Genomic DNA, 24538 nt, shown 5'->3' with positions numbered 1-24538 from the left:
ACCTTTTTTAGGCTGACGTCAGATTTTCCAAGTTTCAAACACAAATCATCGGTATCAGGCGTTGGCTATTTTATAGTTATTGACCACTCGTTTTTCTGAATGTTATGATTTAAAAGAAAAAGTAGCAAGCGTTTTCAGATAATGGGGGGAAACTAATGGTAGAAAAAGTGGTATATGCAATTCAAGATGAATATCCTGATGATTTTGCCTGGTGTTATGGCTGTGGACGGTTAAATGAGGCCGGACATCATTTTCGCACAGGCTGGCAGGGGGACAAAACGGTCACGATTTATTCACCAAAACCGGAACACCATGCTTTGCCCGGGTTCGTCTACGGTGGATTAATTGCTTCTTTCATCGATTGTCATGGCACCGGGTCAGCCTCGCTGGCACTGCATCGTAAAAATGGACATGAACCGGGAGATGGGGTGGAACCACCACGATTTGTCACGGCTTCTTTACATGTGAATTTTTTAAAGCCGACCCCTAATGGGGTTCCGCTGAAGGCAATTGGAACGGTGCAAGAAATTCATCCCAAAAAGTTTAAGGTCATGGCTGAAGTCTTCGCACAAGATACGCTTTGTGCCACCGGAGAGGTCGTCGCGGTTCTAATGCCCAGCACTTTTTTAAAAAAAGAATAAAAAACGAAAAAAATCCTCTTGACAATGGACAGATCAAGGGGATTTTTTTGCATCAAAAATTTCCATTTATGAAACAAAACTCCACTCTAGTTCGTCTATATAAATGAGATATGGTATTGGGGGAGTTTTAATGGGACGCATGAAGAAATTTCTGCTGACAAGCTTTATAGCTATCATACTAATTTGTGGGATTATCGTTAGCAGCTACGGTACAACGATTTTTCAGGAAGGGAATCCAATTCCGTTGCTTGTTTCCGTTACGAAGCTCCATTTCACAAATTGTGAGTATGTAGAGTTTGCCAAGACGGAAAAACGGATTCGCTTTATATCGATTAATAAAATGAACGATCAATACAAAATGGTTAAAACTTGGATGAGTTCAAAAGGCTGGGATTATAAAGAAAAAATGGGCTCCGGGCTAATCTTTACGAAAAATGGTGAGGATGCAGTTGTGGAGGTAAGACCCTATACGAGCAATTATTTTGTCTGGGAGATTCAAAAGCCATCATTTGGTAATACATAGAAAATGACCCCTATCCTCTGACAGGGGTCATTTGGCGTCAATTTGGTCAAAATACTCTTGAACCAAGATACTTAGTTCCTGAAGTTCTACCTGGACTTTTTTATCCTCCACCGTCTGCAATGTTTGGAGAACGCTGTCAATGAGAAATTTCCGTGGATTTTTAGCATCCAATAATTCCTCTTCAATAAAATCCAATAAATCTCCATAATTGAGCTGCTGATTGTTTTGCTGATGTAAGATATTTTTTACAATAAAAAGCTGGTGCAAAAGCTTTTTCCTAAAAGAACGAACATGGCGATTGCAGTCCGGCAGCCAACGCTCCAAGGCTTGAACAGGTATTAACCGTTCCTCCGATTGCACTATTTCGTTTACCATATGAACCAAACGATTTACGGTATAGCGGACGACTTGGCTAATATTGGCATCGGACTCATAAGCCAATTGGTAAAACTTGATATTTTCTCGGAGCATTCCCATAAACATGATGGCACAATCGAGTAGATACTGTCTTTTGTCGATGCCAAAAATATCAGTCAACCGATGATAAATCCAGCGAATATTTTGGATTTTACGCTCTTCGATGGTCCGCTTTAACTCATCATCTTTAGAGATCATTACTTCTTCGAATAGCGTAATTATTTTATTTTTTCGATTTGTCTTTAATTGCATTTCAACTTGTTTAATAAAAATCTCGATGTCTGCGGGATCTTGGCCAATTAATAAATCATTCCGTATTTTCTCCAATTCTGAATCAGTCATTTTAAAAATGGCTGTTAATAATTCGCTTTTTGAGGAAAAGTAATTATAAAAAGTCCCCTTGGAGATCCCGCTGTATTCCAAAATATCCTGAATAGAAGTGGACTGAAATCCTTTATCAATAAACAACTGATGGGCCATTTTTACCACATGTTGTTTGCGGTCATTCATAAACAATCACCTTGACATCATATTATACCGATTGTACAAATTTATAGTACCTTATTTTTGGTAACCTGACAAATCAATAATCATGAAGATTTTTTTATTGCAAAAATTGAACAGTGAGTTTATTATAGGTAATTATGAAACAGAGGTATAAAAAAATGAACAACTAGTTTAAAGGGAGGAATTTACTTGGAACAAACCGATAGACCGATGAGCCGCCCTCCATATGGTATCATTGCTGTCCTTATGGTTGGGGCATTCATTGCCTTTTTAAATAATACTTTATTAAACATCGCACTGCCTTCGATTATGAGGGACTTAAAAGTTGAACCAACAACTGTTCAGTGGTTAACAACTGGGTTTATGTTGGTAAACGGCATATTAATTCCGACGACTGCTCATTTAATTCAAAAATATTCTGTCCGTCGAATCTTTTTATCTGCGATGTGTTTATTTGCTGTCGGAACAATCCTCGCAGGCACTGCTCACATCTTTTCGATCTTATTAGCAGGGAGGATGCTCCAGGCTTCCGGGTCGGCGATATTAATGCCAACTCTAATGAATGTTATGCTGGTCAGCTTCCCTGTGGAAAAAAGAGGAACTGCGATGGGGGTTTTTGGCTTAATTTTAATGTCTGCCCCGGCGATTGGCCCAACACTTTCCGGTTGGATTATCGAGCATTATGATTGGCGAATGTTGTTTCACTTCATCACACCAATTGCTATCGTGGTCATATTAATTGGCTTTTTTATCATTAAAGATAAAAAAGAAAAAGTGGATTTGCATCTTGATTTTCTTTCGCTGGCCTTATCCAGCTTTGGGTTTGGCGGTATTCTTTATGGCTTTAGTTCTGCCGGTAGTAAAGGCTGGGACAGTCCGCTAGTGTATGGGACGATTATTGTCGGTGCCGTATGCTTAACCGTTTTTATTTTGAAGCAATTAAAACAGGACCGGCCAATGCTGAACTTCAGGATTTACAAATATCCGATGTTTGCTCTGTCTTCTGCTATTACCATGATTGTCAATATGGCGATGTTTTCAGGGATGTTGCTGCTGCCAATCTATGTTCAGGACATTCGCGGCATTTCCCCAATGGACGCAGGGCTCCTGCTGCTTCCTGGTGCTATTTTGATGTCGTTGATGTCACCGATTACCGGTAGACTATTTGATAAATTTGGCGGACGTATTTTAGCAGTAATTGGTTTAGCGATTACGACCGCAACGACGTATATGTTTAGTAAGTTGGAGCTCGATACAAGCTATACACATCTAATTATTTTATACTCTATCCGCTCATTGGGCATGTCAATGGCGATGATGCCAGTTTCAACGAATGGGTTAAATCAGCTGCCAACACGTTTTTATCCCCATGGCACCGCAATGAACAATACCATGAACCAGGTGGCCGGTGCTATTGGTACCGCATTATTGGTAACGGTCATGTCGACCCATACTGAAACTCGGGCAAAAGAAATTGGGGCCGCTGCGAAGGCCACCATGGGCCACGCCACGCAGCCGCCAACAGCTGAAGCGCTCGCGCAAATGAAACAAGAAATTTTGATGAAAGCAACGCTTGACGGCATCAATTATTCATTCATGGTAGCTACCGGAATTGCCGCAGTTGCGCTGATTCTGTCCTTCTTTATTAAACGGGCAAAACAAGCCAGTGATCCGGGAGAAGTAAAGCCTGCCAGAAAAGCAGTTACACATAAATTAGCTGAAAATTAATTTACAGGGTGTCTGGGAAAGTCAAATTTTTGACTTTTGGACACCCTTTTTATGTTAATTTATTTAATTCCATTCGCCACCGTTTTACAAAATCCTTAAGTAAAGTATGGTAAATTGTTATAGATTTTATGGAGTACAAGAAGCTGTTTGTCCATTCGGATTTTACAATGTGGATAAACGATAGTCTTAATCTTTTGACAAACTGTTAGATGTAATGGCCATGTAGAGAAGGTAAAATGGTAGGTATACAGAATATTCTGTATAAATACATATAAAAGGCTGGTGATTTTTGATACCAATTTACTTTCATTATAAAGCGCTTTCATTTCTGGTGTATAAAAAGAAAAGGAGGTTTACTTTTTGACAATCAAAAAGATACCACGTATTTCCCTTACTCATCTTGAAACTAATTTTCAGGAGGTCGACCGAGGACTGACCAATCAAGAAGCGCTGGAAGAAGCAAATCGCTGCCTCTATTGTTATGATGCCCCATGTATAAAGGCCTGTCCAACAGGGATTGATATTCCTACTTTTATTAAAAAGATTGCCTCAGGAAATTTACTAGGATCTGCCAAGACGATTATGTCCGCTAACCCAGTTGGAGCAAGCTGCGCACGAGTTTGTCCGACGGAGGAGCTCTGTGAAGGAGCATGTGTCCTTAACCATTCTACCAAACCGATCATGATTGGAAATTTACAAAGATTTGCAACAGATTGGGCCATCCATAATGATAAAACCCTATTTGAACCAGGAGAACGAAATGGAAAGACGATAGCTGTGATCGGTGGCGGCCCTGCTGGCTTGTCCGCGGCAAGAGAACTTGCCAGATTAGGCTATGATGTCACCATTTTTGAAGCCGCCGAACAGGCAGGCGGATTAAATACGTATGGGATTGTATCCTTCCGGCTGCCGCAAAAAATTTCCTTTTGGGAAGTTTCCCAAGTCAAAAAATTAAATGTCAAAATTCGGACCAATACCGTGGTTGGCGGAGATATTTCCATTCAAGAATTATTGGACAGCTTTGACCGGATTGTGCTGGCGGCGGGGATGGCGCATGTCCCTAATCTTGGGATTCCCGGCGAAGATTTATCAGGAGTCTATGACGCAATTGAATTTGTAAAGGCTACAAAGAGCGGTCAAGTTTCAGAAGATTTTGTCGGCAAACGGGTAGTCGTGATCGGTGCTGGTAATACAGCCATCGACGGTGCGACCTGTTCTGTTCGTCTGGGGGCGGAAAATGTAAAGATTCTCTACCGTCGGACCCAAGAGGAAATGACGGCTTATGATTTTGAATATGAATTTGCCAAGCAGGATGGTGTGGAATTTCGCTGGCTGACGGCGCCAAAGCGGATTATCGGTGATGAAGATGGCAGAGTCACGGGAATTGAATGTCTCAAGATGCAGCTTGGTGAACCAGAAGCAGACGGTCGCCGCCGTCCGATTGCAATCCCAGGGTCTGAATATGTGATACCAGTAGATGTGGTGATAAAAGCAATTGGGCAGACAAGACATCTGGAATTGATTGAACAGCTTGGCCTGGAGCATGACAGCGGGGTCGTAAAGGTCAATCAGGAAACGCTGCAAACGTCCAATCCGCGTATCTATGCCTGCGGTGATGTGATATTTGGTAAGGGGAAGGGCGAAGCAATGGTTGTTACAGCAGCACAACAAGGTAAAAACGCTGCCCACGCGATTCATCGGCAGTTTTCCACAGTTGGAACCGCTCATTAGTAAAAAGACTTTTAGCTACTTTTTGACGTTTATCCATTTGATTTCGACAATTTTATTAACGTTTAAAAGATGGATCAGTGTGAGTGTGAATTCCATCTAGCAAATTCACAAACAAAAAAGATTATGAGAGTTGGCGGGTAAAACTTAAAAACAGACGGGTAAAACTCAAATTTCGACGGGTAAAATCTGAAAAGTGAAGGGGGAAACATGATGGCTGATTTACGCATTAATCTTGCCGGGATTAAGTCTCCTAATCCATTTTGGCTCGCATCAGCGCCTCCAACGAACTCCGGCTATCAGGTGCAACGGGCGTTTGAGGCGGGCTGGGGCGGAGCAGTATGGAAAACGCTTGGCGACCCAATCCTGAATGTCACCTCACGATTTGCAGCAATCCATTTTAACGGCCGGCGGGTTGCCGGTTTTAACAATATTGAACTGATCACCGATAGGCCGTTAGATGTCAACCTCAAAGAAATCTATGAAACAAAAAAGAAATTCCCCAACCATGCAGTTATCGCGTCTCTGATGGTGGAGCCGAAACAGGAAAAATGGCATGAAATTGTAAAAAGAGTGGAGGATGTCGGGGTAGACGGGTTGGAACTAAACTTCGGCTGTCCGCATGGTATGGCCGAACGGGGCATGGGTTCAGCCTCCGGGCAGGTGCCGGCACTCGTAGAAAAGCAAACCTATTGGGTGAAGGAAGTGGCGAAAACACCGGTCATAGTCAAATTAACGCCCAATATTACCGATATCACGGCGACAGCAGAGGCAGCAGCAAACGGTGGTGCTGATGCCATTAGTATGATTAACACGATTAATAGTTTAATGGGCGTCGATCTTGACACGTGGAATACAATTCCCCATGTAGCTGGGAAGGGTGCACATGGCGGTTACTGTGGTCCAGCGGTGAAGCCCATTGCCCTCAATATGGTTGCGGAATGTGCCAGACATCCCAATATCAATGTGCCCATTTCCGGGATCGGCGGAATCTCCAATTGGCAGGATGCCGTTGAGTTCATGCTGATGGGGGCAACAGGGGTACAGGTCTGTACGGCTGCGATGCACCATGGCTTCCGCATTGTCGAGGATATGATTGAGGGGCTGGATCACTACCTTGATAGCAAAGGCATTGCTGCTGTTTCCGACATTATCGGAAAGTCGGTACCGAAATATTCTGACTGGGGCGATTTGGATCTGAATTATAATATCGTTGCCAGAATCAATACCGAAGTCTGCATTAATTGCAATAAATGCCATATTGCCTGTGAGGATACCTCCCATCAATGTATCGAGAGGCTGACAGATGGATCCGGAAAGAGCTATTTGAAGGTAAGGGAAGAGGATTGTGTCGGCTGTAATTTATGTTCGATTGTCTGCCCGGTAGAAGGCGCGATTGACATGATTGAAGTACCGCGAGAACTTGCGCCAATGACTTGGAATGAACGTCAAGCGGCATTAAATGCCGCTGTGGAATGCCAAGCAGATGTGACGAAGTAACTTTTTCAAGGAGGAATGGATCGATGAAAAAAATCGTTAAAAACGGTACGATCGTAACCGCAGCAGATACCTTTCAAGGTGAAATTTTAATTGAGGGTGGAAAAATCACCCAGGTTGGCACAAACCTTAATGCCATCGGGGCAGAGATTATCGATGCCAAGGGGTGCCTTGTTTTTCCGGGCGGGATTGATCCGCATACTCACCTTGATATGCCATTTGGCGGAACTGTCACGAAAGATGACTTTGAAACAGGAACCGTTGCTGCCGCCTTTGGCGGGACGACAACCATCATTGATTTTTGCTTAACGAATAAGGGGGAACCGCTGAAAAACGCGATCCAAACCTGGCATGAAAAATCACGGGATAAAGCAGTCATCGATTACGGCTTCCATTTGATGATTTCGGAAATTAATCAGGATGTCTTAAACGAGCTACCTCAAGTCATTGCTGAGGAAGGGATTACCTCCTTTAAAGTATTTATGGCCTACAAACATGTTTTTCAGGCTGATGATGAAACGTTATTCCGCACACTGGTAACAGCAAAGGATCTCGGTGCTTTAGTTATGGTCCATGCGGAAAATGGTGATGTGATTGATTATTTAACGAAAAAAGCATTGGCGGAAGGGAATACCGCCCCGATTTATCATGCATTGACAAGACCCGCGGAACTGGAAGGAGAAGCGACCGGACGCGCGGCTAGGTTTGCCGGGCTTGCCGGGTCACAGCTTTATGTTGTCCATGTATCCTGTGCCGAAGCAGTTAAACAAATTGCCGAGGCTCGCAGTAAAGGCTTTGACGTCTGGGGCGAAACTTGTCCGCAATATTTGGTGCTTGACCAAAGCTATTTGGAAAAGCCAAATTTCGAGGGTGCTAAATATGTATGGTCGCCGCCGCTCCGTGAAAAATGGAACCAGGATGTCCTATGGAATGCTTTGAAAAGCGGCCAGCTGCAAACGCTTGGCTCTGATCAATGCTCGTTTGATTTTAATGGACAAAAGGACTTAGGCCGAGATGATTTCACGAAAATCCCGAACGGCGGTCCAATCATTGAAGATCGTTTATCCATCTTGTTCTCTGAGGGGGTGAAGAAGGGGCGGATTAGTTTAAACCAATTTGTCGATTTAACCTCTACCCGTGCTGCTAAACTATTCGGATTGTTCCCGAAAAAAGGCACAATTGCTGTTGGTACAGATGCCGACTTGGTTATTTTTGACCCAAATGTGGAACGAGTCCTATCGGCGGAAACCCATCATATGGCCGTTGATTACAATGCTTTTGAAGGGTTGAAAGTGACTGGTGAACCAGTCTCTGTATTAGTTCGCGGCGAATATGTTGTCCGCGATAAACAATTTGTCGGAAAGCCTGGTTCGGGTCAATATTTGAAGAGAGCGAAATACAGCCGAAATACGCAAATCAGCCAAAACGAAACATTATCAATCTAGTGAATCAGTTGCTCTTCATTATTGAACCACTCCGGCAATTGCTTGAACCACAAGCAATTGCTTCTTTTAAACTTTAGTACCATCGGTTATCAAGAATGTTAAATTAAACCGAAATGGAGTGTTCATATGAAAAAAAGCCACTTAAAATCCCCTGACCTGCTGCCGATCACGCAAGAGAACCGGAATATTACAAAACTGGGCTTCTCGTTTATGTGGGTTGGGATGGCCGTTGTTCTTGCAGCGTTTGCGATTGGCGGTTCTGGAGTGATGAGTTTATCCCTGCCTATGGTTATTTTGGCAACCGTGATTGGATGTCTGGCGATTGGTTTCTTCATTTCGCTGATCGCCGATATTGGGATTGAGCATGGGTTATCGTTTCCCGTCTACATGAGGGCTCCGTTTGGAACGATTGGCACCCATATTCCATCAGTAACTCGAGGTGTTACGGCCTCGATGTGGTTTGGGATTAACACGTATTTTGGTGCAACGGCAATGAACGGCATTTTGGATATTTTATTTGACTATAACAATTGGTTTGTTTGCTTTATTCTATTTGCCATTGTCCAATTGGTCAATACTGCATTAGGAATTAAATCAATCGAACGGTTCGCTGACCTGGCTGCACCTATTATTATCATTATCTCGTTATGGATGTTTTCCTCATTATCAGATAAGGCTGAAGCGGCTGGAAGGAATCTTTGGACCTGGGCAGAACACCCGGTGACAGGCGGCGCCGCGTTTACCGCGTTTATGGTTGTTGTGTTCGCCAACATGGGCTTTTGGGCAACTTTGAGTGCGGATATTCCGACGATTTCCCGGTTTATTCAAGCACCCGCCTATGAAAAGAACTGGTTTAAACGAAATAAAAATTCGCTATTGGGAAATATGGTGGCGATGCCGATTACCGAAACATTTATGATTATTATCGGCGCAGCTTCTTATATTGCGGTTTTAAACTATGACCCCGTTGTAGCATTGACAGAGTCAGCAGGCGGTTTTATTCTGGTCGTCCTGTTAGTGATGATTATTCTTGCCCAATGGTCCACGAATACTGCCGCGAATGTCGTACCAGCGGCAACTATTTTCTCTAATGTTGGCGGACCCAAGTTTCCGTTTTGGGCTGGAGTGATTACCGCAGGGATTGTCGGAACCGTTGTCCAGCCATGGAAGTTATTTGGCATCATTATTCCGGTTTTGCTTTTTGTCGGTGGTATTTTATCCGCGATTGTCGGGATCCTGTTTGCCGATTATTATTTACTGAGAAAAAGACGGGTAAATGTGCCCGATTTGTATGAGGATCATGGACAGTTTAGATACCTTGGTGGCGTAAATATGGCTGGTATCATTGCCTGGATTATCGGCGGGGCCGCTTCTTATTTTGTACCAGAATATGGCTTTGTTGTTGGGTTTATAGTCGGAGTAGTTATTTACTACTTTCTTGCAAAATATTGGTGGTTTAAAAAATATCCACAGGCAGAAATAGAAGACCCAAGTGATGAAAAATATTTAGGAATATCTGTTGGCCGAGATTGGATTATTGAGGAAGAAACAGCTATTCAACCAGCTGCCAACAAACTAGCAGATAACTTGGATTTAAATTGATGGAGATTTAGCAAAGAGCGGGGGATGGTCTAAATGTCTGAGTATCAGCAATTTTTAGCGGAACGGGATCAAATTGATTTTCTCATTCAAAAAGGTTTTCAAATCAGTCAGGTGAAAGAACATTTAGACGGGGCGACCGTTGAGTTTGTTCATCCAAAGGAAAATATTACGGAAACCCTCTTGATTGGAAACGCCAATGCCAGAAAATACTTTTCCAGTCTCTTAATCAAGCAAAAGCAAAGGAGAAATGGATGAAGCTAGGGAAAGGATTGGTCGTGGAGCCAATCCTTTTTTAGCAATCGATTTTTTCAAGGAGTGCAATGGATGAAAGATCAATTTCAGTTCAAAGTTTCAGATATTGTTAAACGAAAGCATTTTGAAAAAGCGATGATCCTTGCTGGTCATGAAGGCATCAACCGCATGGTCAAGTGGGTGCATATTGTCGAAGCAACGAGCATTCGCAATCTTCTCAAGGGACATGAGCTCATTTTATCAACCGGGATTGCCTGGAAGGAAGATAAGGAACTGTTTATTTCGTTAGTGGAGGAATTGATCCAACAAAATGCAGCAGGGTTATGCATTGAAATTGACACCTATATATCCGAAATTCCTCAAGAGGTCATCGCACTTGCAAATGAACATCAATTTCCAATTATCCTTTTCCCGGAGGAAGTCCCATTTGTTGAGATTACCCAGGATATTCATACTGACATCATCAATCAGCAGTACCAAAAGATTTCTAATTTGGAAAATTACTCACAGCGGTTGAACAAGCGGCTCTTATCCGTTGAAACGTATGAAGATATTTTACAATTTATCTTCTCGGCATTAGATATGCAAATTGTCTTTTTCCCGAAAAATCAACAGCCTGTGTTTGTACCGGAAAATTCTCCTGAGGAAAATCAAATCATTCTACAAGAAATCGAGGCTGCAAAACAAGAGCCTAACAGCTATATTGCCTCTGCGCCGATTTTCCTGTTTGGACAGGAATTTGCTGAGTTATCTGTTTATTCCAAAGAAATTCCCATCAGCGAATATAATTTATTAATCTTGGACCGGACAGCGACTGCGCTGGCACAGCATTTATTAAGAGATTTGTATGTCGAAGAAAAAAAGCGTGTTGAGGAATTTGAGTGGCTGCAAGGCTGGCTGGAGGGTGATTATTCAGCAGCCGAAATTCAAAATTATTTATGGGACAACAGAAATAAGCTGCGAACCAATGATGGAGTGGTACTGATTACAAAGTTGGTGCACACAGCAGAAAAACCGTTGAGTGACATCACCTATTTTAAACTATTAATCCGCTCTGTTTTCGAACAAAACGGCTTTTCTGTTTTTTCCGTCGAAAAACGAAATGAAATAATCCTCATTTTATTAAACCATCGCGGCAGTAAAAATCTCAAAAATCGGATTAAAAAAGCAATTGAATCGATTCTTGGCTCAGAATTCATCAAGAAACAGACCTCAGCGCAATTTCTCATCGCTGCCGGAAAAGTGGTTGAGCCCCTTACGGAGATTCATCGGAGTTATCAGACGGCAAAGGAGACACTCCGGATTCAACAAAAAATGACAAACAGGCAGACCTTTCAATTTTATGAAGATCTGCATCTCTATCGGCTGATTTCGCAAATGAGCAGCCAAACGGATTTGCAGGAACTGCTTTCCGAATACCTACAGCCAGTCATCCAATATGATTTACAATACAATGCCAAGCTGTTTGAAACCTTAAAGGTGTACTTGGAATGTAACGGCTCCAAGCAAGAAACGGCAAACAGGCTGTTTATTGTCAGACAAACGTTGTATCACCGCTTACAAAAACTAGAAAACCTGTTAGGAGCGGATTTCATGGAGCATGAAAAACGGGTGGCGATTGAATTTATGCTGCTTGTCCATGAATATTTGTATGCCTCTCAGCCGGGCACAGGACTTGACGCCCATTCTTCCATTCGTTAAGCTGTTCAATTCGTGGAAAAAATGAATCGAGCGATTTGACAGAATGTCTAATGAAAGCGGTATAAGGTTTAGTGATAATGAAGATATAAGCGAAATTTAACAAAGGGGGATGAGAAAATGAGCGTAACAAAGAACGATACAGCGATTTTAAAAAACTTTATTAATGGTGAGTGGGTCGATTCCACCAGTGAAAAAACTTTGGATGTCCCAAATCCGGCAACGAATCAACTGTTAACCAAGGTGCCAGTATCGTCGAAAGAAGACGTGGATCTCGCGGTAGCGGCCGCCAAGGAAGCGTTCCAAAAGTGGAAAAACGTACCTGTTCCGAAAAGAGCACGAATCCTCTTCAAATACCATACATTGATTAGCGAAAACCACGAAGAATTGGCCCGCATGATTGTTCAGGAAAATGGCAAGGCCTACAAAGAAGCATATGGCGAGGTCCAGCGCGGGATTGAATGCATTGAATTCGCCTGTGGTGCCCCAACGTTAATGATGGGCGAAACCCTCTCGGGGATCGCCGAGGATATCGATTCGGAAATGTTCCGCTACCCGGTGGGAGTTGTTGGCGGCATTACTCCGTTCAACTTTCCGATGATGGTGCCGTTATGGATGTTCCCGCTCGCGGTTGCCTGCGGAAATACGTTTGTGCTGAAGCCTTCGGAGCGGACGCCGATTTTGGCCAATCGTTTAGCGGAACTGTTCACGGAGGCAGGGGCGCCAAAAGGGGTCTTAAATGTCGTCCATGGCGCCTATGATGTTGTGAATGGATTGCTGGAGCATAAGGATATTGCCGCGATTTCGTTTGTCGGTTCGCAGCCAGTGGCGAAATATGTATATGAACGTGCTGCTGCTGCCGGCAAACGGGTGCAGGCACTATCCGGGGCCAAAAATCATCATATTGTCATGCCGGATGCCAATTTGGAAAAGGCGGTTCAGCATATCATCAGTTCTACCTTCGGAAGTGCCGGTCAGCGCTGTATGGCCTGCAGTGCCGTTGTCATTGTCGGCGACAATCAACGGTTTGTTGCCGAGCTAAAGAAACAAGCTGATGAATTAGTAATCGGCAACGGCATGGATGATGAGGTGTTGTTAACGCCGGTCATTCGCAAAGAACATCGCGAAAAAGTGCTGGGCTATATCGAAAAAGGAATTGCCGAGGGAGCTGACTTAATCCGTGACGGCCGGCGCGAGATGAGTGATCACCCGGAAGGAAATTTCCTTGGCGCCACGATTTTTGACCACGTAACACCGGAAATGACCATTGCCAAGGAGGAAATTTTTGCTCCGGTATTAAGTTTATTGCGCGCCGACAGCTTGGATGAGGGGCTGGATTATATCCGCAAGTCAAGGTATGGGAATGGCGCGACGATTTACACCAATGATGCCAAAGCCATCCGCAAGTTCCGTGAAGAAGCGGACGCCGGGATGCTGGGGATCAATGTTGGGGTTCCGGCAACCATGGCCTTCTTCCCGTTCTCCGGCTGGAAGGATTCCTTCTATGGTGACATGCATGTCAACGGCAAGGATGGCTTGAATTTTTATACCCGGAAGAAAATGATTACTTCCAGGTTTGAATAAGAAATGTAAAAGCTTACGGATTGTGACAGCTATAAGCAGGAGCTGTCAGTAAAAAATAGGAGGGAATGTTGATGGTACAGACAGACCGCTTTCAAGAGACGTTGCTGGAAAAGGATGACCAATATGTTTGGCATGCGATGCGGCCTCATAGCCCAAAGGCTTCCATTGTTGCGGAAAAGGCAGAGGGTTCGTGGGTTACAGACGTTGATGGCAGGCGCTATTTGGATGCCATGGCAGGGCTCTGGTGCGTCAATATCGGCTATGGCAGGACGGAATTGGCGGATGCCGCATATGAACAATTAAAACAAATGGCCTATTTTCCTTTATCCCAAAGCCATGTACCAGCAATAAAACTGGCTGAAAAATTGAACCAGATGCTTGAAGACGAATATGTTATTTTTTATTCCAACAGCGGTTCCGAAGCCAATGAAACCGCCTTTAAAATCGCCCGGCAATATCATCAGCAACGGGGTGAACATAATCGCTACAAAATTGTTTCCCGCTACCGTGCTTACCATGGCAACTCCATGGGAGCTTTAGCAGCAACCGGCCAGGCTCAGAGAAAATTCAAATATGAGCCGCTTGCCCCTGGGTTTATCCATGTTTCACCGCCAGATTCCTATCGGGATGATACAAATGTTGCCGACCCGAGGGAATTGGCCTCTGTCAAAGAAATTGACCAGACGATGACGTGGGAACTGAGTGAAACCATTGCGACGATGATCATGGAGCCGATTATTACCGGCGGCGGGGTGATTGTCCCGCCGGAAGGGTATATGAAAGCAGCGAAGGAAGTGTGTGAGAAGCATGGCGCTCTGCTGATTGTGGATGAAGTGATCTGTGGTTTTGGCCGGACAGGCAAACCATTTGGATTCATGAACTACGGGGTTAAGCCAGATATTATCACGATGGCAAAAGGGATCACCAGTGCCTATCTGCCGCTGTCGGCTACGGCAGTCCGCAAAGAAATTTATGAGGCATTTAAAGGTTCCGAGGAATATGATTATTTCCGGCATGTCAATACATTTGGCGGCAATCCTGCGGCTTGTGCAGTGGCGCTGAAAAATCTTGAGTTAATGGAAAAAGAAAACTTATTTGAGCGTTCGCGGGAATTGGGAGAAAAACTAATCAACGATTTGCAAAACAAGCTTCAAGATCACCCATATGTGGGCAATGTTCGTGGCAAAGGTTTGTTGGTCGGCATTGAATTAGTGAAGGATAAGGCGTCAAAAGAGCCGTTAGCGGTTGGTCTGGTTAACCAGGTAATCGCCAGCTGCAAGGAAAACGGGGTGATTATAGGCAAAAACGGAGCAACAGTGGCCGGTTATAATAACGTCCTTACGTTAGCACCGCCATTAAGTATCGAAGAAAAGGATTTGAACTTTTTGGTTAATACGCTGACGGAGGCATTGAATAAAATTAAATAGGCTGAAGAGACTCGAGCGTGTTCTTGGCGCTCGGGTTTTTGAATCGGTTAAAAAGCAAATATTTACAGCTAAACGATTGCTTTTTTAATTTTCGAAAAATTATATTGACAATTTAGCCATTTCTAAGGATAATCAAAGAAAATAAAAATCTGGAAATGGTTAGGGACTAGTAAATCAAGGGAACGTGCCAGAGAGTGAAACCCGGTGGCTGAAAGGTTTCTCACGGAAAGCTGATTGAACCTGCCCTAAGAAATCTGCTTATGCCAACATAAGCCGGTTAAAGACCCACGTTACGGGATTAAAGCGGGTGCCTGACACCAGGCATCAAAAAAGGTGGTACCGCGGAAACGATTTTTCCGTCCTTTGTTATAGGACAGAAGAGTCGTTTTTTTTATTTTTTCAAAAAGAGGGTTTGAGGAATGAGGAAACAACTGGTGGTCGTGAAAATTGGCAGCAGTTCACTGACAAATAGCTGTGGAACGATATCTGAAGAAAGAATCAAGGATCATGTAGCAGCAATTTCTTATCTTAAGCAGCAGGGGCATGATGTTATCCTGATTTCATCAGGTGCCGTTGCCGCCGGCTTTCATGCCCTTGGATATCCAGCCAGACCGAAGACAGTTGCCGGTAAGCAGGCTGCGGCGGCTGTCGGCCAAGGGTTATTAATGCAGCATTATAACCAGCTTTTTCAACAATATCACATCGTGCCAGCGCAAATATTGTTGACTCGGGAGGATTTTTACAGCCAGACCAGGTTTCAAAATTTATATTCAGCGATGACTGAATTGCTCCACCGAGGGATGGTGCCGATTATCAATGAAAATGATTCTGTTTCTTTAGAGGAATTAACCTTTGGCGACAACGATATGTTGTCAGCGCTTGTCAGCGGGTTTTTACATGCCAATGCCTTAATTATTTTGACAGATGTCAATGGACTGTACGATGGAAACCCAAAAGAGTCGAAGGAGGCCAAGAAATATCATTTCATTCCTGAGGTTTCAGAGCAGCTTCTTGGATTGGCCGATGAAAATGGCTCAGCAGTTGGCACCGGCGGAATGAAATCGAAACTATTGGCCGCAAAGAAGGCTTTATCACTTGGGGTCAGTGTTTTTGTTGGGACCGGAGCAGGCAAGGAAAAACTGGTCGACATTTTAGCTGGCAAAGGGGATGGAACTTATATCGGCGGTCCTTTCCAGTCACAGATGCAAATGCGAAAACAGTGGATTGCCTTCCATTCTCAAGTTGGCGGGATCATTGAAATTGATGAAGGTGCCGAGCAAGCAATAATTCAAAAAGGGAAAAGCCTGCTTCCGGTTGGGGTGACAAATGTGATAGGTGACTTTAATGCTTTAGACGTGGTGGAGGTTCGCAATCAAAAAGGGAAAATCATTGGCAAGGGACAGATTTATTTTTCTGCAAAGGATTTGGTCAGGGTCAAGGGGCTGTCAAGTACTGAAACAAAGCGTTTTTCGATCAATAAAAAAGCAGAGGTCATCCATCGCGATAACTGGGTGAGCTTATGGGAGGGGTAATGTGATGAGTGAATTATTAGAAAAAGCAGGAAAGCTAAAAGCAGCTTCAAAAAAACTGGCCATGCTTTCGACATGGGAAAAAAATGCCGCTTTGGCTTATATGGCTGACAAAATAGCCAATGAAAAAGAATGGATCTTACGTGAAAATGAAAAAGATATGAAAGAAGGCAAAGAAAAAGGGCTGTCAGCCTCTCTTTTGGATCGGCTGCTGTTGACAAGTGACCGGATTAATCAAATGGTTGAAGGTATCCATCAGGTTGTGGCATTGGAAGATCCAATTGGAGAAGTGCTGGAAGCATGGGAGCGTCCAAATGGCTTGTATATTCAAACTGTCCGCGTTCCATTAGGTGTGATTGGCATGGTTTATGAAGCCCGGCCGAATGTAACCGTTGATGCCGCCAGCCTCTGCTTAAAGGCAGGAAATGCAGTGCTGCTCAGAGGCAGTACTTCAGCACTTCATTCTAATAAAGCGCTCGTTGCGATTATGCATGCCGCTTTAGCAGAAACGGCAATTCCCGAAGATGCGGTACAGTTGCTTGAGGATACGAGCAGGGAAACGGCTTCGCAAATGTTTCGGCTGAACCAATTTTTAGATGTATTGATTCCGCGCGGCGGTGCAGGGTTGATTCAAACAGTGGTTCAAAATGCGACAGTTCCCGTGTTGGAAACCGGGGTGGGAAACTGCCATATTTTCATTGATCAATCGGCTGTTGAAAATATGGCCATGGAGATCGCAGTTAATGCCAAGCTGCAGCGTCCATCTGTATGTAACGCGATGGAAACACTGCTGATTCATAAGGAGTGGCCGTATGTTCGCGAGCTTCTTGAAACCCTGCAGGAAAAAGGGGTTGAACTTCGCGGCGATAAGCAATTGGCAGCAGCTTATGAGTTCGTAAATGAGGCCGGGGAAGAGGATTGGTCGCGAGAATATTTAGCGCCGATTTTGGCGGTAAGGCTTGTCGATGACTTAGCGGAGGCAATTGACCATATTGACCGCTATGGAACGAGACATTCGGAAGCAATTATTAGTGAAACAGCTGAAAATGTCCGGTTATTTTTCCAGGCCGTGGATGCCGCGGTGTTGTATCATAATGCCTCCACCCGCTTTACTGATGGTGAACAGTTTGGCTATGGGGCAGAAATCGGCATCAGTACACAAAAGCTGCATGCCCGCGGACCGATGGGACTGAAAGCGATCACTACAACAAAAGCGATTGTCCAAGGAAATGGCCAGATCCGCGGATAAAACTCCTTCAATTTGAAGGGGTTTTTTAATTTTCAGACAGTATGGTGAATGGGCTGGATTTGAAAATTGAAGTATGTTTTTAAATAAATGGGGAATACTGTTTGAAAAATCGAACGAAAGGAGAGACGGAATGTCGATTGAAGCAGGGACAAAGTTTCAAATTTCGCAAAACATTCAAGGCTATTTTAACGCGGCCGAATCGATGACGATCATTACCAATAACGGAACCACGGTACAATTCACTCTTGGAGATGGTAAAGGGCACGGAGCAATGCCGCTCGACCATTTTTATTATTTACTTAAAAAATCGAACCTAACCATTATTCCAAATAAACGAACCATAATAAATGGCGAAAGCGAAGAGCAAATCAGCTAAATGAACAATGGGGCTTCCGGAACAAATTCGAGGGAAGTCCCATTTTTATGGTGTTCCTGGTGTCGTCGCGAGGTTATTTTTATTTATTTTTTGAAAGCATTATGGCATGATAGTAATAGATTGATAATTTAGAAAAATTGATTAGTCACGGAAGGAGTTCGGTAGTTTGTTAGAGGATATTGGAGTCACTCAAGTTACAATCCCCTTACCTTTTCGCTTAAATCACGTGAATTGTTTTTTTGCAGAAGGTTCCAAGGGCTGGACCATTATTGATACGGGTTTAAATAATCAGGTTTCAAGGGAAATCTGGAAACCTTATATCGACAAATATGACATTTCGACCATCATTCTTACTCATCTACATCCCGACCATTATGGCTATGGTGGGACATTACAGCAGCTAACGAATGCAGATGTATGGATGACGAAGGTAGATGATGAAGCCGCCAGAATATTTTGGGAGCCGGAATCGCTTGAGAAGGTCAAGGATCATTATCATACATGCGGACTGCCGAAAAATGTCGCAGTTGAACTGACCAACGATGAAGGGAGCTTTAATCCCCGGGTAAAGCCATATCCAAAGGTGGGAGGCCATCTTGAAGAGGGCTCAAAACTGGTATTTGGAAAAAATGAATATGAGGTGATTTTCACACCCGGTCATTCTGATGGATTAATATGTTTGTATAACAAAGCGAACAGCATCCTGTTTTCAACTGACCATATTTTGCCGAAAATCACTCCGAATATTTCCTATTGGTTTCGCGGGATTCCCAACCCATTAGAGGCGTTCTTCGAATCTTTAGGAAAAATTGAATCATTAGAGGCGGAATATGTGATTCCCTCTCACGGTAAACCGTTTCAAAATGCCAATAAGAGAATTGCCGAATTAATCTCCCACCATCATGATCGTCTGAATGAAGTGTACGATTACATACAATCTCCAGCGACGATCTATCAAGTCTGCAAGCAGCTGTTTACAAAGCCGTTAACAACCCATGAAACCCGCTTTGCCATCGGAGAAACGATTGCCCATCTAGAGTACTTGTATTCCAACAACCAGTGTGAGAAAAGCTTTGAAAATGGAATATGGTATTATGAGGCAATATAACAAATTCCCAACCGGAAAAGGTTGGGAATCACTTTTCTAATCCGCTGGGGTTGTACCGACAAAGACACCATTGGTGAAAACAAACATTAATGCGTTTCCTTGGTTGTTTGTAAATTTTGCCCCAACCATTGTCACTCCTTCAGCAGGAATAACAACTTCCACTTCGTTTGCCCCATTCCAGGAATAGCCATTCTTTTTTGCTTCCTTCTTCACTGCTTTAAAGGCATCACTGCTGATCAATTTTGCAACAATTTTGTTTCGTTCGGCACCTTGAAGCGGAATAAGATCGTGGCAGCCACAATCATCTCCAGGCTCTGCTGCTTTTACCGGGCTGCCGGTCCATGCAAATAATGAAAAGGCAAGGATTCCCCCACATAATAAAGTTAAAAATTTACGCATTCTCTTTACCTCCCGAATTTAAGACTCTTTTACTTGGTTCTATTTTCTTCGACAATTTCCTGCAATAAAACTTGAAAAATATGTGGCAAATTCCAAAATTGGCGCAGGCAGACAAAATTGCCAGCTTTCCTAATGACCAGATTCATGGTGAAATTTTTACAAAAAAATAACCCGACATATTTGCCAGGCTATCGTTGCAGTGCAGTATAATAGGTGATATTGTCGTTTATTAGCTCATTAAAAATCACGGCGGTCAAACCATCATTCTCTGGGGCATCAAGGCCGGTTTCCCATAACATCATTCCGCCAAAGCCATGCTCTCTTTTCCTTCAATATAAACCTTTCTAAAGGGTGAGGAACAATATTAAGAGATAACTAGGGGAGACTGTCCCCCATAAGGGAGATGAAGGACAAAACACCAGGTAAACAAGAGTGAACTGTCCTTCATAAGCACGATGAAGGACAAAACACCAGGTAAACAAGAGCGAACTGTCCTTCATAAGCACGATGAAGGACAAAACACCAGGTAAACAAGAGCGAACTGTCCTTCATAAGCACGATGAAGGACAAAACACTAGGTAAACAAGAGCGAACTGTCTTTCATAAGCACGATGAAGGACAAAACACCAGGAAAATGAAGGAGAACTGTCCTTCATACCGGTGATGAAGGACAAAACTGCAAACAAACGAAGGAGAACTGTCTTTCATCAAGTCAATTTCTTTATTGTAAAATTATCTTCCAGCAGCGTCCAGTTTTGCGGGTAGGGATAACCGAGAACCCAGTAGCTGACACCGCGCAATTTATATTCCTTAATTAGATCAAATTTGGCTTGGGCACTTCGGGCATCTTCAAACCACACCTCGTGGCTGCGCCCCTGTTCATCGGTATATCGGAAATATGGTGCTGCAGCGACCGGATCATATTGGATTGTGACGCCATATTTTAGCGCCCGGTTTACCGCTTCTTGTGGACTATAGGTTTCCGCCTCCTGTCCTTGTACATGAGGAACAAGCCAATCCCTGGCGTACAACTGGAAACCCATCAGAATTTTTTCACGGGGAATCACGGAAACGGCATAATCGAGAACACGACGGATTTCATTGATCGGTGAAACCGCCCGCGGCGGTCCTAAGCGGTAGCCCCATTCGTAAGTCATCAGGACCACGAAATCAGCAATCCTGCCGTGAGCGGGATAATCATGGGCTTCGTACAATAACCCTTTTTGCTCGCCACTAATTTTTGGGGCTAAGGAGGTCGAGACAAAAAATCCTTCCTGATGAAGCCTGTTTACGACCCGCTGCAGAAATTGATTGTACAATTCGCGGTCCGCCGGCAGAACATTTTCAAAATCGATATTAAGACCGCGATAACCTTTTGTCCGCATAATCGTCAAAATATTTTCCAATAGTTTTTCACGGTTCTGTTCACTAGAAAGCACGCTATGGGCAATGTTTTCCCCGGCTTTAGTCGCTGTAAAGTTGGTAATCGACATCATTGGCGCGGCCCCTTTACTTCGGCCGGCTTGAATGGCGTCTGAATCATTTTCCATGTATAAAACAAGCGAGCCATCTGATTGTATCACATAAGCAAATGGGGCAATATACGTCAAGTGTTCCGCGACTTCCCCAACAATCTGAAGAGCCTGCTGGCCGGAATGGTAGGTAAAAGCGTTGCTTTCAATCACCGGCTTACTCCGTGGAATCACCAGCACTGTGCCCGGATATAACTGATTGGGATTCTGGATTTTGTTGGCTTTGATGATCGCATTGATGGTCGTTCCATAATGCTGGGCAATCATCCACAATGTTTCTCCTTGAGCAATCGTATGCGAAATTGCCGGAATTCGTAAAACAGTCCCAGGATAAATTAGCGCCGGATTGGTAATTTGATTGGCCCGAATAATCGCCTCAACCGTCGTACCATATCGCTGGGCAACGGACCATAAAGCTTCTCCTGATTTAACGATATGAAAGGCGTCAAATGTTGGGATCACCAATGCCTGGCCCACTGCCAACTGACTTGGATTTGTTAGACCGTTCACTTCAATAATATTTCCGAACATTACCTGGTAACGATTGGCGATTTGCCATAATGTTTCACCGCGCTGGACAACATGGATAACCATTATGAAACCCCCCCCCAAAATATCACGATACGTTAAAATATGTAGGGGGAGGCTGTTTTGTGTATTTACTCCTGTTGCTTTTCAATTTTTAAACCAATATTCCCATAAACAGTTTGGAAAAAAGTAAATTGATGCTGATTCATCAAGTGCCGTACTCGATCACTGGCAGGTTTTCGAATATTAATTTTCAGATAATCCCGGTATCTTAAAAAAATCGAATAAGTGGAGGGGGGAAGGCTGGTTAATAGCACCAAATTAATCTTAACTGTCACATTTCCATTACCATCTGCCACCACCGGGAAGGAAATTTCGTTCAAGGCGTTTTTAGTATCACGAATTAGAACATCTGACAATGAATCTAGATAATCCCCGAATACCGAGAATGTGAGCCGATATGTATCTTGGAAAAAACCGTCATCGAGAAAGATGGCATGCATCGGTACTCGAATATGGATATCATCGTTAAAAATCATATAGGGCTGACCGTCTTTTATCGTCACCTCCTTTACCTTTTCCTTCTGGTTCCAAGCAATCAGGTTTTCTAAATCGCGATATTTTTTGTTACGAAAAAGCTGATAAACGGTTTTATTCAGCGGCTGCAGAAATTCCTCAGAAAACTCATAATCTAATTGTTTTGTGGTTTTTAATACCTGTTTCAGCTTATAGTAATAGACAGGCTTCAGCTTCGTTTTTTGAAAATGGGGGGTGGAGAAAAACCGGGAAATCGAGTCAAATTCATATAACCGGTTTAGCATCATTTTTTGTTTATTTTTCTCCCAATTATTATTCATTACATGATGAATGACTTTTAAATTGCAATTTGCTTTTTGGATAATGTTGGTTTGATTTGTCAGCCTGGTTTCTTGATTATCGCTTCGATTCAAAAAATAGATCGGTTTCGTCGTCGTTGAAATCTTGGTACTGTGGGCCAAGACTTCCATAAAAAATTGCTTGTCCTCAGCAAATTTCATTTCCGGAAACAGAATTTGATTGTCCCTAACGATGTCAGCTCTCATCATTCTTGCTCTTGGACCTAAATGATAAAAAACATGAGGAATCGAGGAAGGACAAACACTGCGTCGTTCTTTGCAGGATTCATGTTCCCCGATAATCGTATTTCCATTCGCTTTCACTTGGATTGTCTTCCCAACCACATAGTCATCACCGGTGTCTTCCAGGATGGCTGCCAAAGCTTCAAGACCTTTTGGTTCCAGCCAATCATCGGCATCCAAAAAGGTGATATACTTTCCGATCGCTAGCTCCATTCCGATATTTCGAGGTCTGCCAGGTGTGCCGCTGTTTTTTTCTAAAAAGACAACAATGATGTTTGGAAATCTGGAGGAATAGTCTAATAAAATATCTCGGGATGAATCGCTTGAACCGTCATCGATCAGTAGATATTCGATATTGTCTAGTCCGAGTGATTGAACCGTTACCGAATCAATTGTTTTTCTTAAATATTTTTCCGCATTAAATACCGGAGTAATGACGGAAACCAGTTTTGGCTGGCGATTATTAATTGGTTGACCAGCTGCGATGGTATATCCTGTATGGCTGCTTTTTGGTAATTTGAAGATTCGCTTTCTCATCATTTTTTCGATCCACTCTCCGTACCCATTTTCATTCTATTCTTCGACTAACTTTTCAATTTTTATGCGAAATCATTTAAGGTAGTTAATTTTATGTTTTTTCCAAAATTCCCACAATCGGTAATCTAAAAATGGTAAAATGATAATTGTGACTATTTTTTTCTTTAGGGGGAGAAACGTTGGATTCTAAATTTACAAAACCAAAAGGATTTGGGGAAATACTCGATCACACCTTTAGTTTGAGTAAAGAAAAGTTTAAGGATTTTTTCACCATTCTTCTCATATTTTATGGACCGATTTATTTGGTGGATGCGATCATTCAATTAGCTTCAGGGATCAACTTCTTTCGGGAAGTCGGCAGCGGCAATACCTGGTATGAGCAAATTTTAACGGGCTTTACGGAATCAGGAACGATTGATTCCAGCAGTCTGGGCGCTGATTTGGGTCTCATTTTAATTGGGCTGGTTACCTTGATTTTCGGACCTGTGGCAGAAGCAGCCATTCTTTTTGGCATTGATCATATTCGTAAAAATGAAAAATTTACCATCAAAGCAGTCATAAAGCAAGCATTTTCGCGCTTTTGGCCGATGCTTGGCAGCAGTATTTTGTATGGACTCATTATTTTAGGGATCATTCTCGTGCCGATTCTAGCTGTGGCATTCACCGGTGTCTTCGGCTCTATGGCCGCTAATCCGGTCGTCGGTGTGCTGCTGGCAATCGTGTTGTTTTTTGGTTTTGGCGTGTTGATTGTTTATTTATTAACGCGCTGGAGTTTTTATTTTGGTTCGGTGGTACTTGACCGTCAGTCTCCCGGGTTTGGCAGAAGCTGGTTGCTAACCAAAGGACGGACCTGGGTGTTAATCGGACTCTACATTGTTTTTTATTTGATCATTTCGATTATTAGTTTTGCCGTTGAAGCAACACTTGGGCTGGCTTTGGGAAATAGTGTTCTGCTGTCAATGATCTCAAATCTGGTAACATTGTTTACGACGATGATTTTTTCAATCGGTTATGGTGTGATGTATTTAGATTTAAAAACACGTCATGATGGCGATGACTTAAAGGAATTAATCGATGAATATAATAATCCGCCAATATTAAATAACTAAGGTG

Annotated in this window: 20 protein-coding genes; 16 read left to right on the top strand and 4 right to left on the bottom strand. The window is 43.2% G+C overall.

Annotated features, from left to right (window positions below; translation table 11 throughout):
* Positions 1 to 155 precede the first annotated feature (155 nt).
* Entirely contained in the window at positions 156 to 641 is a 486-nt protein-coding gene (locus JK635_RS00555) for a PaaI family thioesterase (RefSeq protein ID WP_202651373.1), read from the top strand.
* Between the two features lie 130 nt (positions 642 to 771).
* On the top strand, positions 772 to 1164 hold the full coding sequence (locus JK635_RS00550) for a hypothetical protein (protein WP_202651371.1): 393 nt from the start codon (positions 772 to 774) through the stop codon (positions 1162 to 1164).
* Positions 1165 to 1191: 27 nt separating this feature from the next.
* Here the strand turns inward: JK635_RS00550 and JK635_RS00545 are convergent, their stop codons facing one another.
* Positions 1192 to 2091, bottom strand: a complete 900-nt coding sequence (locus JK635_RS00545; protein WP_202651369.1) for a TetR/AcrR family transcriptional regulator — start codon at positions 2089 to 2091, stop codon at positions 1192 to 1194.
* A gap of 207 nt (positions 2092 to 2298) precedes the next feature.
* Here JK635_RS00545 and JK635_RS00540 point away from each other — a divergent pair, with 207 nt between their 5' ends.
* The 13 genes from JK635_RS00540 (at position 2299) to JK635_RS00480 (ending at position 19311) form a co-directional block, all read left to right on the top strand.
* A complete protein-coding gene (locus JK635_RS00540) occupies positions 2299 to 3816 on the top strand; it encodes a DHA2 family efflux MFS transporter permease subunit (RefSeq protein ID WP_202651689.1) in 1518 nt (505 codons plus the stop codon).
* Between the two features lie 360 nt (positions 3817 to 4176).
* A complete protein-coding gene (locus JK635_RS00535) occupies positions 4177 to 5547 on the top strand; it encodes an NAD(P)-dependent oxidoreductase (protein ID WP_202651367.1) in 1371 nt (456 codons plus the stop codon).
* 210 nt (positions 5548 to 5757) lie between these two features.
* Positions 5758 to 7044, top strand: coding sequence for an NAD-dependent dihydropyrimidine dehydrogenase subunit PreA (preA, locus tag JK635_RS00530; protein ID WP_202651687.1), 1287 nt, complete (start codon positions 5758 to 5760; stop codon positions 7042 to 7044).
* 23 nt (positions 7045 to 7067) lie between these two features.
* Positions 7068 to 8486 carry a dihydropyrimidinase gene (gene hydA, locus JK635_RS00525; RefSeq protein ID WP_202651365.1) on the top strand — a complete coding sequence of 473 codons (1419 nt, stop codon included), beginning with the start codon at positions 7068 to 7070 and terminating at the stop codon, positions 8484 to 8486.
* 126 nt (positions 8487 to 8612) lie between these two features.
* Entirely contained in the window at positions 8613 to 10088 is a 1476-nt protein-coding gene (locus tag JK635_RS00520) for an NCS1 family transporter (RefSeq protein WP_202651363.1), read from the top strand.
* A 33-nt stretch (positions 10089 to 10121) separates the two neighbouring features.
* Entirely contained in the window at positions 10122 to 10343 is a 222-nt protein-coding gene (locus tag JK635_RS00515) for a hypothetical protein (protein WP_202651361.1), read from the top strand.
* 69 nt (positions 10344 to 10412) lie between these two features.
* Positions 10413 to 12041 carry a PucR family transcriptional regulator gene (locus JK635_RS00510; protein WP_202651359.1) on the top strand — a complete coding sequence of 543 codons (1629 nt, stop codon included), beginning with the start codon at positions 10413 to 10415 and terminating at the stop codon, positions 12039 to 12041.
* Between the two features lie 117 nt (positions 12042 to 12158).
* The gene (locus tag JK635_RS00505; RefSeq protein ID WP_202651357.1) at positions 12159 to 13622 is read left to right on the top strand and encodes a CoA-acylating methylmalonate-semialdehyde dehydrogenase; all 1464 of its coding nucleotides are present in this window, start codon (positions 12159 to 12161) and stop codon (positions 13620 to 13622) included.
* Positions 13623 to 13693: 71 nt separating this feature from the next.
* The gene (locus JK635_RS00500; protein ID WP_202651355.1) at positions 13694 to 15049 is read left to right on the top strand and encodes an aspartate aminotransferase family protein; all 1356 of its coding nucleotides are present in this window, start codon (positions 13694 to 13696) and stop codon (positions 15047 to 15049) included.
* A 419-nt stretch (positions 15050 to 15468) separates the two neighbouring features.
* The gene (gene proB / locus JK635_RS00495; RefSeq protein ID WP_202651353.1) at positions 15469 to 16581 is read left to right on the top strand and encodes a glutamate 5-kinase; all 1113 of its coding nucleotides are present in this window, start codon (positions 15469 to 15471) and stop codon (positions 16579 to 16581) included.
* Positions 16582 to 16585: 4 nt separating this feature from the next.
* Entirely contained in the window at positions 16586 to 17827 is a 1242-nt protein-coding gene (locus JK635_RS00490) for a glutamate-5-semialdehyde dehydrogenase (RefSeq protein ID WP_202651351.1), read from the top strand.
* A 130-nt stretch (positions 17828 to 17957) separates the two neighbouring features.
* Positions 17958 to 18203, top strand: a complete 246-nt coding sequence (locus JK635_RS00485; protein WP_202651349.1) for a hypothetical protein — start codon at positions 17958 to 17960, stop codon at positions 18201 to 18203.
* Positions 18204 to 18369: 166 nt separating this feature from the next.
* Positions 18370 to 19311, top strand: coding sequence for an MBL fold metallo-hydrolase (locus JK635_RS00480; RefSeq protein WP_202651347.1), 942 nt, complete (start codon positions 18370 to 18372; stop codon positions 19309 to 19311).
* 36 nt (positions 19312 to 19347) lie between these two features.
* Here the strand turns inward: JK635_RS00480 and JK635_RS00475 are convergent, their stop codons facing one another.
* The 3 genes from JK635_RS00475 to JK635_RS00465 all read right to left on the bottom strand — a co-directional run bounded on the left by JK635_RS00475 (position 19348) and on the right by JK635_RS00465 (position 23428).
* A complete protein-coding gene (locus JK635_RS00475) occupies positions 19348 to 19710 on the bottom strand; it encodes a hypothetical protein (protein WP_202651345.1) in 363 nt (120 codons plus the stop codon).
* Between the two features lie 707 nt (positions 19711 to 20417).
* Positions 20418 to 21836: a LysM peptidoglycan-binding domain-containing protein gene (locus JK635_RS00470; RefSeq protein WP_202651343.1), complete on the bottom strand. Its 1419-nt coding sequence runs from the start codon at positions 21834 to 21836 to the stop codon at positions 20418 to 20420.
* 65 nt (positions 21837 to 21901) lie between these two features.
* On the bottom strand, positions 21902 to 23428 hold the full coding sequence (locus JK635_RS00465; protein WP_202651341.1) for a glycosyltransferase family 2 protein: 1527 nt from the start codon (positions 23426 to 23428) through the stop codon (positions 21902 to 21904).
* A 176-nt stretch (positions 23429 to 23604) separates the two neighbouring features.
* Here JK635_RS00465 and JK635_RS00460 point away from each other — a divergent pair, with 176 nt between their 5' ends.
* Complete coding sequence (locus JK635_RS00460; RefSeq protein WP_202651339.1) at positions 23605 to 24534, top strand: hypothetical protein; 930 nt, start codon at positions 23605 to 23607, stop codon at positions 24532 to 24534.
* Positions 24535 to 24538 lie beyond the last annotated feature (4 nt).

Origin of the sequence: Neobacillus paridis, from assembly GCF_016765675.1 — a bacterium.
GTDB lineage: Bacteria > Bacillota > Bacilli > Bacillales > Cytobacillaceae > Neobacillus > Neobacillus paridis.
The sequence above is the reverse complement of the archived record's forward strand: the minus strand, read 5'-3'. Positions and strand labels throughout refer to the sequence as shown.